The organism is Streptomyces sp. bgisy159 (genome assembly GCF_057707805.1).
On sequence record NZ_JBYIQX010000034.1, the window covers coordinates 67,770 to 76,984 of the forward strand.

Annotated in this window: 6 protein-coding genes; 4 read left to right on the forward strand and 2 right to left on the reverse strand. The window is 69.9% G+C overall.

Annotation, left to right across the window (positions count from 1 at the left end; genetic code table 11):
- Window positions 1–628: 628 nt before the first annotated feature.
- Entirely contained in the window at window positions 629–2,545 is a 1,917-nt protein-coding gene (typA, locus tag AC3ET3_RS26935; RefSeq protein WP_432138690.1) for a translational GTPase TypA, read from the reverse strand.
- Between the two features lie 175 nt (window positions 2,546–2,720).
- The gene (locus AC3ET3_RS26940) at window positions 2,721–4,916 is read right to left on the reverse strand and encodes an ABC transporter family substrate-binding protein (protein ID WP_435613029.1); all 2,196 of its coding nucleotides are present in this window, start codon (window positions 4,914–4,916) and stop codon (window positions 2,721–2,723) included.
- Between the two features lie 341 nt (window positions 4,917–5,257).
- On the opposite strand from AC3ET3_RS26940, the gene AC3ET3_RS26945 reads away from it, so the two are divergent.
- Genes AC3ET3_RS26945 through AC3ET3_RS26960 form a run of 4 tightly spaced genes read left to right on the forward strand, consistent with a single transcriptional unit; the run spans window position 5,258 to window position 9,193 of the window.
- A complete protein-coding gene (locus tag AC3ET3_RS26945; protein WP_432157699.1) occupies window positions 5,258–5,551 on the forward strand; it encodes a hypothetical protein in 294 nt (97 codons plus the stop codon).
- Window positions 5,552–5,569: 18 nt separating this feature from the next.
- Window positions 5,570–6,391, forward strand: a complete 822-nt coding sequence (locus AC3ET3_RS26950; protein ID WP_432138687.1) for a hypothetical protein — start codon at window positions 5,570–5,572, stop codon at window positions 6,389–6,391.
- A 55-nt stretch (window positions 6,392–6,446) separates the two neighbouring features.
- Window positions 6,447–8,426, forward strand: coding sequence for a fumarate reductase/succinate dehydrogenase flavoprotein subunit (locus AC3ET3_RS26955; protein ID WP_432157700.1), 1,980 nt, complete (start codon window positions 6,447–6,449; stop codon window positions 8,424–8,426).
- Window positions 8,423–9,193, forward strand: coding sequence for a succinate dehydrogenase/fumarate reductase iron-sulfur subunit (locus AC3ET3_RS26960; protein ID WP_432138685.1), 771 nt, complete (start codon window positions 8,423–8,425; stop codon window positions 9,191–9,193). The genes AC3ET3_RS26955 and AC3ET3_RS26960 overlap by 4 nt, the downstream gene beginning before the upstream one ends.
- Window positions 9,194–9,215: the final 22 nt, after the last annotated feature.

Sequence of the window (9,215 nt, forward strand, 5' to 3'; positions counted from 1 at the left end):
CCTGTTGTTCAAAGCATTAGGGAGCACACGACACTCACCTGTCGACGAAGACGAGGGAGGCGTGTGCACCCGCAGGCTCGTGAGTCGTCGCCGCTGGCAGCGCGTGACTCGTCAACCCGAGCTCTACGCGCCTAACTATCTGCCATGGGCCGTAGCCGAACCACACCCATAAGGTCTCGGTTCGATCACACCTGACGTGTACTTCTTCCAAAATCCGGACAAACGGTTTGCAGAAAGATCCCTGCGAAACGGACTTGTTACACATCTATCGGTGGACGCTGTCCGCATTCCGGACGCAGGAGTGAGAAAAACCGCTTGCGGCGGTGGTGGTCGTCTGCAGGGGGGCCGGCCGGTATGCCCAGCACCCGGGCACCGGTCCGCGCACGGCGTCGCGCCGGACCCCAATTCCGCGTCGGATCACGTCCGTTGACGGTGACCCGCGCCGGTCCTGACACAAGACGCGCAGTACGTCCACTCCCAGAGCAGATTAGTAGGGATCTGGCCTGTCGTGGGCGCCTGCGGCCAGGATGAAGGGTTTTCCCTACGTGGCCCTTACCTCCGGAAAACGACCGAGCCGGGCACCCCGCGCTGTGCGGGGTGCCCGGCTCGGGTCGTCGTCGTCCCGGGGTCAGCCGTGCTTGGCGCGGCTGGCGGCGCGGGCGCGCTCACGGGCGTCCAGGTTCACCTTGCGGATGCGCACGGCCTCCGGGGTGACCTCGACGCACTCGTCGTCGCGGCAGAACTCCAGGGACTGCTCCAGCGACAGCTTGCGCGGCGGCACGATCGACTCGGTCACGTCGGCCGTCGAGGACCGCATGTTGGTGAGCTTCTTCTCCTTGGTGATGTTGACGTCCATGTCGTCGGAGCGGGAGTTCTCACCGACGATCATGCCCTCGTACACCTCGGTGCCGGGCTCCACGAAGAGCACGCCGCGCTCCTGGAGGTTGGTCATCGCGAACGCGGTGACCGCGCCGGCGCGGTCCGCCACCAGCGAGCCGTTGTTACGGGTCGTCAGCGTGCCGAACCACGGCTCGTGGCCCTCGTGGATGGAGTGGGCGATGCCGGTGCCGCGGGTCTGGGTCAGGAACTCGGTCCGGAATCCGATCAGACCGCGCGACGGCACGACGAACTCCATGCGCACCCAGCCGGAGCCGTGGTTGGACATGTTGTCCATCCGGCCCTTGCGGACACCCATCAGCTGGGTGACGGCGCCCATGTGCTCCTCGGGCACGTCGATCGTCATGCGCTCGACGGGCTCGTACACCTTGCCGTCGACGTCCTTGGTGACGACCTGCGGCTTGCCGACGGTGAGCTCGTAGCCCTCCCGGCGCATGGTCTCGACGAGGATGGCGAGCGCCAGCTCACCCCGGCCCTGGACCTCCCAGGCGTCCGGCCGCTCGGTCTCCAGCACCCGCAGGGAGACGTTGCCGATCAGTTCCCGGTCCAGGCGGTCCTTCACCTGGCGGGCGGTGACCTTGCGGTCCTTGACGGCCGCCTTGTTGTCGGCGCCCTTGCCGGTGCCGCCGCGGCCGACCAGCGGGGAGGTGTTGGTGCCGATCGTCATCGAGATCGCCGGCTCGTCCACCGTGATCAGCGGCAGCGCCAGCGGGTTCTCGGTGTCCGCCAGCGTCTCGCCGATCATGATGTCCGGGATACCGGCGACGGCGCAGATGTCACCCGGGCCCGCCTTCTCGGCCGGCTTGCGGGTGAGCGCCTCGGTCATCATCAGCTCGGAGATGCGGACGTTGGCCACGGACCCGTCGCGCTTCATCCACGCGACCGTCTGCCCCTTCTTCAGCTCGCCCTGGTGGACGCGGAGCAGCGCGATACGGCCGAGGAAGTTGTCGGCGTCCAGGTTGGTGACGTGGGCCTGGAGCGGGGCGCCCTCGTCGTAGGTGGGGGCCGGGATGTGCTCCAGGATGGTGGAGAAGAACGGCTCCAGGGAGGTGGAGTCGCCCGGAACGGTCCCGTCCTCCGGCTTGGTCAGCGAGGCGATGCCGTCACGGCCGCAGGCGTAGACGATCGGGAACTCGATCTGCTCCTCGTCGGCGTCCAGGTCGAGGAAGAGGTCGTACGTCTCGTTGACGACCTCGTCGATCCGGGAGTCCGGCCGGTCCGTCTTGTTGATGCACAGGATGATCGGCAGCCGCTGCTGGAGCGCCTTGCGCAGCACGAAGCGGGTCTGCGGCAGCGGGCCCTCGGAGGCGTCGACCAGCAGCACCACACCGTCGACCATCGACAGACCGCGCTCGACCTCGCCGCCGAAGTCGGCGTGGCCGGGGGTGTCGATGATGTTGATGGTGATCGGGTCCCCGCCGTCCTTGGGGTGGTACTTCACCGCCGTGTTCTTGGCGAGGATCGTGATGCCCTTCTCACGCTCCAGGTCGTTCGAGTCCATCATGCGGTCGTCGACCGAGTCGAGCTGGTGGGCGGCGAAGGCACCGGCCTGCTTCAGCATGCCGTCGACGATGGTGGTCTTGCCGTGGTCGACGTGGGCGACGATGGCGACGTTGCGGATGTCGTGACGTGTGGTGGACACGGCCATATTGAGGCGTACTCCCGGAGTGTGAGGAAGGGGCCGCCGCGTACGTCTGTGTTACGCGGACCCTGCCGGGCGCGACAGCCACGGCCTCACCCCATCGTACGTGCCCCGGGAAGCAGGGGCTCGCCAGGCCGAGGTGCCGGGGCGCGCGGGGCGGCGTCCGTGGCGGCCCGGCCTCCTACTCCTTCCTCTGTGAGCCCCCGCTCCCCTTCTTCAGGAACCCCATGTCCTCGTACACCGGCGTCTGGAATCCGAACGCGCCCACGTTGGCGAGGTCCTTCCGCGCGGCCGTCAGCTGCGGGCGCTGGTACAGCGGGATCGATCCCGCTGCCGCCCAGATCCGCGCGTCGGCCTTGCGCAGCAGCTTCCGCTCCTCGCCCTCGTCCAGCGTGGAGACCGCACGCTCGAACAGCTGGTCGATCTGGTCGGTGCCGACCCGCGTGTAGTTCTGCTCGACGTTCAGCGACCCGTCCGCCGCCGGTACCGGCTTGGCGAAGATCGGCCGGGCGTCGGTGGCGGGGAAGGCGGAGGTCGGCCAGGAGTACAGGGCGAGGTCGAACTGCCCGGACGCGATGTGGTCCTTGAAGTAGCTGTCGTCCTTCACCTTGGTGATCTCGGTCCGGATACCGACCTTCCCCAGCATCCCCGCGATCCGGTCGGCCACCGTCCGCAGGCTCTGCGAGCCGTCTCCGGAGGGCAGGACGAACCTCAGGGTGAGCGCCTTGCCGTCCTTCGCGAGCGCCCCGGCCGCACCGCCGGCCGGGGCCGCGGTGCCCTTGGGGGCGTAGGCGCCGGGGGCGCCGCCCTGGCGGACCTGCCGGTCGAGGAACTGCTTGCCGTCCTGCGCGAGGTGTGCGCCGGCGGCGGAGTCGCCGGAGTCGTCCCCGGTCCGGTTCTTGTCGTCCTCCCCGACGATGTACGCCCCGTCGCTCCCGCCGTCGGAGGGCTCCTCCGAGGCGTTCCGGTCCGCCTTCTCGCCCTCGCCGCCGGCCGCCTTCTCGCCGTTCTCCTCCTTGTCGCCCTTCTCCTTCTCCTTGTCCTTCTTCTTCGACGCCTCGCTCTTCTCGCTCTTCTCGCTCTTCTCCACGGGACCGCCCAGGACCCATCCGGCGTCCGCGAGCAGTGCCTGAGCCTCCGCGGTGTCCTGGCCGCCGAGCGCCCCGCTGCCGTCGGCGTAGGCCTCCTGCCCGGACAGCGCGAGATGGCTGCCGACCGGCTCGGCGGGCAGGCCGAGCGGCTTGAGGACCAGCTCGGCCAGTTCCTCGCGGTCCAGTGCCCGGGCCACGGCACGCCGCACCCGTTCGTCGGCGAGCGGGCCGCCGGCACCGTTCAGCGCGAGCTGGGTGTACGCCGGCTCCAGCGACCGGCGGACCTCGATGTTCCGCAGCGCCTGCTGCCGGCGCTTCGCCGCCGCGTCCTTCCCGGTGATCTTCCTGACCCCCGTACGGCCGCCGCCCGAGCCCGCCTCCGGGCCGGCCGCGTTCTTCGCGGCGCTGTCGATGCCGCTCACGGCGGACGGGGCGATCTCGGCGAGGTCGACGCTGCCGTCGGCGAGCGCGGCGACGCGCTCGCCGCGGGGCACGGCCTTCAGGACGATCTCGGAGAGCTTGGCCTGCCGCCCCCACCAGCGCGGATTGCGGGCGAGCGTGATCTCGTCGTCCTTGCGGTCGACCTCCTTCACGGCGAACGGCCCGGCGGTCACCTTCAGCTTGCGCCGCGCCCCGTCGTTGAAGGAGTCGGGCGTGCCCATGACGTCCTTCGGGTACAGCGGCGAGAACAGGGACTGCCAGTCGGCGTAGGGGCGGGCGAAGGTGACCCGGACCTCCAGGTCGTTCTTGCCGCGCTCGATCTTCTCGATGCGCTCGTATCCGGCGTTGCGCGCGGTCCAGTAGGCGCTGTCCTTGCCGGACAGGGCGCGCCACTGCGCGGCGAAGTCGGCGGCGCCGATCTCCCGGCCGTCGCTCCACACGGCCTTCTGGTTGAGCCGGTAGAGCACGACCTGTCTGGGCTCCGTCTCGACGACCTCGGCGGACTCCAGGTAGTCGGGGTTGCGCTCGGGCCGGCCCTCGGCGTCGAGCCGGAACATCGACGGCAGGACGGCCTGGGCGACCCGGGTGGTCGTGGCGTCGGCGTCCGCCTGGAAGGCGTTGAAGGTGTCCGGCACGGAGTCGACGGCCCAGCTCAGGGTGGACCCGTCGGCGATCCGCGCCCGGGCAGCGGGAGCGATGTCCTGTGCGGCCAGCGGCTCGGAGGGCTCGTCCGAGGAACCGCAGGCGGCCAGGGTGGGGACCGCGAGCGCGCCCGCGGTGAGGAAGACAACGGAGCGCATGACCGCGCGCGGCCGTGGCCTGGATCCGACGCCGTCGTGGGACATCTCTGGGTACCTCCGGGGAGCCGCGGGAGTTATGATCACGTTTGCACCGCTTTTGGAGCACTTTGTGATCACTTTGGCCGATATTTAAGTGATCACCTGTAAGTGATCAGATCTATTCGGATGTACGCAGCCACTGAAGAGGAAAGGGTTCGGCAGCCCCGGGCGCACGGCCACGACACGCCGCAAGCCCACTCGTGCGGCGCACAGTGTCGAAAGCACGACCGCACACATCGGCCAATCGGTGCACACGCCTTCCCCCCGGCCGCTGTGACGCGCGACACTCGCAGGCGCACGAACGCCCCGTCCAGGGCCACCGCGCCCGCGGAAATGAGGTGCACACCATGTCCGTGCATGACGAACTGACATCGCTCCAGCGCTGCCTGGACGACCTGCAGCGGTCGGTGGGGCGACTGGAGAAGCACATCGGCGGCGACGCGCTCGACATGCGCCGGGTCCGCACCGACGCCGACCACCTGCGCGAGAGCGTCGCGCTGCTGCGCGAGGCGGCCGCCCGGACCGCCGCCGCGCCACGGCGCCCCGAACTCGTCACCATCCCCGACACGCCGTACGACGACTCTCTGTGGATCGACACGGACGACGAGGGTCTCGGCGGACGGGACCGCCACGCCCCCTGACCCGACCGGAGTCATCCCTTGGCCACTGGTACGGAACCCCATCCGAAGAGCGGCGGCGTACGCACCGGCCCGCGTGCGGCGATCGCCGCCCGGCACCTGCGGACCGACCGCTGGTGGCTGGCGCCCGCCGCCACCGCGGCCGGTCTGCTGGCCTTCGTCGTCTACTCCACCTGGCGGGCCTTCGCCGACGCCGACTACTACGCGGCGCCGTACGTCTCGCCGTTCTACTCACCGTGCCTGGCGGAGCACTGCGCCCCCATGCGCTCGGGCCCCAACTGGGACCTGTTCGGCAGCTGGTGGGGCATCTCCCCCGCGATCATCATCCTGATCTTCCCGCTCGGCTTCCGCCTGACCTGCTACTACTACCGCAAGGCCTACTACCGGGGCTTCTGGGCCTCACCCCCGGCCTGCGCGGTGGCCGAGCCGCACCGGAAGTACACCGGCGAGACCCGCTTCCCGCTGATCCTGCAGAACGTCCACCGCTACTTCTTCTACGCCGCGCTGCCCGTCGCCGGCATCCTCACCTACGACACGGTGCTCGCCTTCCGCGACGAGCACTACGCCTGGGGCCACATGGGGCTCGGCACCCTGGTGTTCCTGGTCAACATCGTGCTGATCTGGGCGTACACCCTCTCCTGCCACTCCTGCCGGCACATCGTCGGCGGCAAGCTCAGGCACTTCTCGAAGCACCCCGTGCGCTACCGGATGTGGCAGTGGGCGGGCCGGCTCAACGCCCGGCACATGCTGCTGGCGTGGTCGTCGCTGGTGAGCGTGGCGCTCGCCGACTTCTACGTCTACCTGGTCGCATCGGGCGTCTTCGACGATCCGCGCTTCTTCTGATGCCGAACAGCTCCGAATCCGAACAGCTCCGAATCTGGACAGTGGGGACTGACTGATGTCCGTGGTCGACCGGCAGGAGTGGGACGTCGTCGTGGTCGGCGCCGGGGGCGCGGGCCTCCGGGCGGCGATCGAGGCGCGTGAGCGAGGCGCCCGTACGGCCGTGATCTGCAAGTCGCTGTTCGGCAAGGCGCACACGGTGATGGCCGAGGGCGGCATCGCGGCGGCCATGGCCAACGCCAACGAGCACGACACCTGGCAGGTCCACTTCCGCGACACCATGCGCGGCGGCAAGTTCCTCAACCAGTGGCGGATGGCCGAGCTGCACGCCCGCGAGGCCCCGGACCGGGTGTGGGAGCTGGAGACCTGGGGCGCCCTGTTCGACCGTACGAAGGACGGCCGGATCTCGCAGCGCAACTTCGGCGGCCACGAGTACCCCCGCCTCGCCCACGTCGGCGACCGCACGGGCCTGGAGCTGATCCGCACGCTCCAGCAGAAGATCGTCTCCCTGCAGCAGGAGGACCACCGCGAGACCGGCGACTACGAGTCACGTCTGAAGGTCTTCCAGGAGTGCACGGTCACCCGGGTCCTGAAGGACGGCCCGGACGTCTGCGGGGTCTTCGCCTACGAACGGGAGACCGGTCGCTTCTTCGTCCTGAAGGCACCCGCCGTGGTGATCGCGACCGGCGGCATCGGCAAGTCGTTCAAGGTGACGTCGAACTCCTGGGAGTACACCGGCGACGGCCACGCGCTGGCCCTGCTGGCGGGGGCTCCCCTGCTGAACATGGAGTTCGTGCAGTTCCATCCGACGGGCATGGTCTGGCCGCCGTCCGTCAAGGGCATCCTGGTCACCGAGTCGGTGCGCGGTGACGGCGGCGTGCTGCGCAACTCCGACGGCAAGCGGTTCATGTTCGACTACGTCCCGGACGTCTTCAAGGACAAGTACGCCCAGTCCGAGGAGGAGAGCGACCGCTGGTACGACGACCCGGACCACAACCGGCGGCCGCCCGAACTGCTCCCCCGTGACGAGGTCGCGCGGGCGATCAACGCCGAGGTGAAGGCCGGGCGCGGCTCCCCGCACGGCGGTGTGTTCCTGGACGTGTCCACCCGGATGCCGGCCGACGTGATCCGGCGCCGGCTGCCGTCGATGTACCACCAGTTCAAGGAACTGGCCGACGTCGACATCACGGCCGAGGCGATGGAGGTCGGACCCACCTGCCACTACGTGATGGGCGGCATCGCGGTCGACTCCGACACGGCGGCGGCCCGCGGTGTGCCCGGCCTGTACGCGGCCGGAGAGGTGGCCGGCGGCATGCACGGCTCCAACCGGCTCGGCGGGAACTCCCTGTCCGACCTGCTGGTCTTCGGCCGCCGGGCCGGCCGGCACGCGGCACAGCACGCCCTGGGGTCCGCCCGGCGGCCCGAGGTGAGCGACGCGGAGGTGGACGCGGCGTCCGCCGAGGCGCTGCGGCCCTTCTCGGCCGAGGCCGACGAGCCGCCCCGCGCCGCGCCCGAGAACCCGTACGCCCTCCACCAGGAACTGCAGCAGACCATGAACGACCTGGTCGGCATCATCCGCCGCCGGGCCGAGATGGAGCAGGCCCTGGAGAAGCTCGCTCAGCTGCGGGCACGGGCCCGGCGGGCCGGCGTCGAGGGCCACCGCCAGTTCAACCCCGGCTGGCATCTCGCACTGGACCTGCGGAACATGCTGCTGGTCAGCGAGTGCGTGGCCCGGGCCGCGCTGGAGCGCACCGAGTCGCGCGGCGGGCACACCCGCGAGGACCACCCGGCGATGGACCGCGCGTGGCGCAGCATCAACCTGCTGTGCACCCTGGCCGATCCGGCCGGGGGCCTCGGCGCGACCGAGGCGGGCGGCGGCCGCACGGCCTCCGACGCCGGCAGCGGTGTCCCGGACCCGGCGCGCGGGCAGATCGCCCTCACCCGCGAGTCCACCGAACCCATCCGCCCGGACCTGCTCGCCCTGTTCGACAAGGAGGAGCTGGTCAAGTACCTCGCCGAAGAGGAGCTTTACGAGTGAGCGGCTACGAGGCCCGGTTCAAGGTGTGGCGGGGGGACGCGGCCGGCGGCGACCTGGCCGACTTCGACGTCCACGTCAACGACGGCGAGGTGGTCCTGGACATCATCCACCGCCTCCAGGCGACGCAGGCCCCCGACCTCGCCGTGCGCTGGAACTGCAAGGCGGGCAAGTGCGGTTCCTGCTCGGCGGAGATCAACGGGCGCCCCCGGCTGATGTGCATGACGCGGATGTCGGTCTTCGACCGCGACGAGACCATCACGGTGACTCCGCTGCGCACCTTCCCCGTCGTCCGGGACCTGGTCACCGACGTCGGCTTCAACTACGACAAGGCCCGCCAGGTCCCGGCGTTCGTGCCGCCGGCCGGACTCGCCCCCGGCGAGTACCGGATGGCGCAGCAGGACGTGGACCGCTCGCAGGAGTTCCGCAAGTGCATCGAGTGCTTCCTGTGCCAGGACACCTGCCATGTCGTCCGGGACCACGAGGAGAACAAGCAGGTGTTCGCCGGGCCCCGCTTCCTGATGCGGATCGCGGAGCTGGACATGCACCCGCTGGACGCGGCGGCCGAGGCCGGTCTCGACCGCAGGGCCACCGCCCAGGACGAACACGGCCTGGGCTACTGCAACATCACCAAGTGCTGCACGGAGGTCTGCCCCGAGAACATCAAGATCACCGACAACGCCCTGATCCCCCTGAAGGAACGGGCCGTCGACCGCAAGTACGACCCGCTGGTGTGGCTGGGGTCCAAGATCGGCCGCAGGCGCGGTTAGGGCCCTTCGCAAGGGTCGCCGC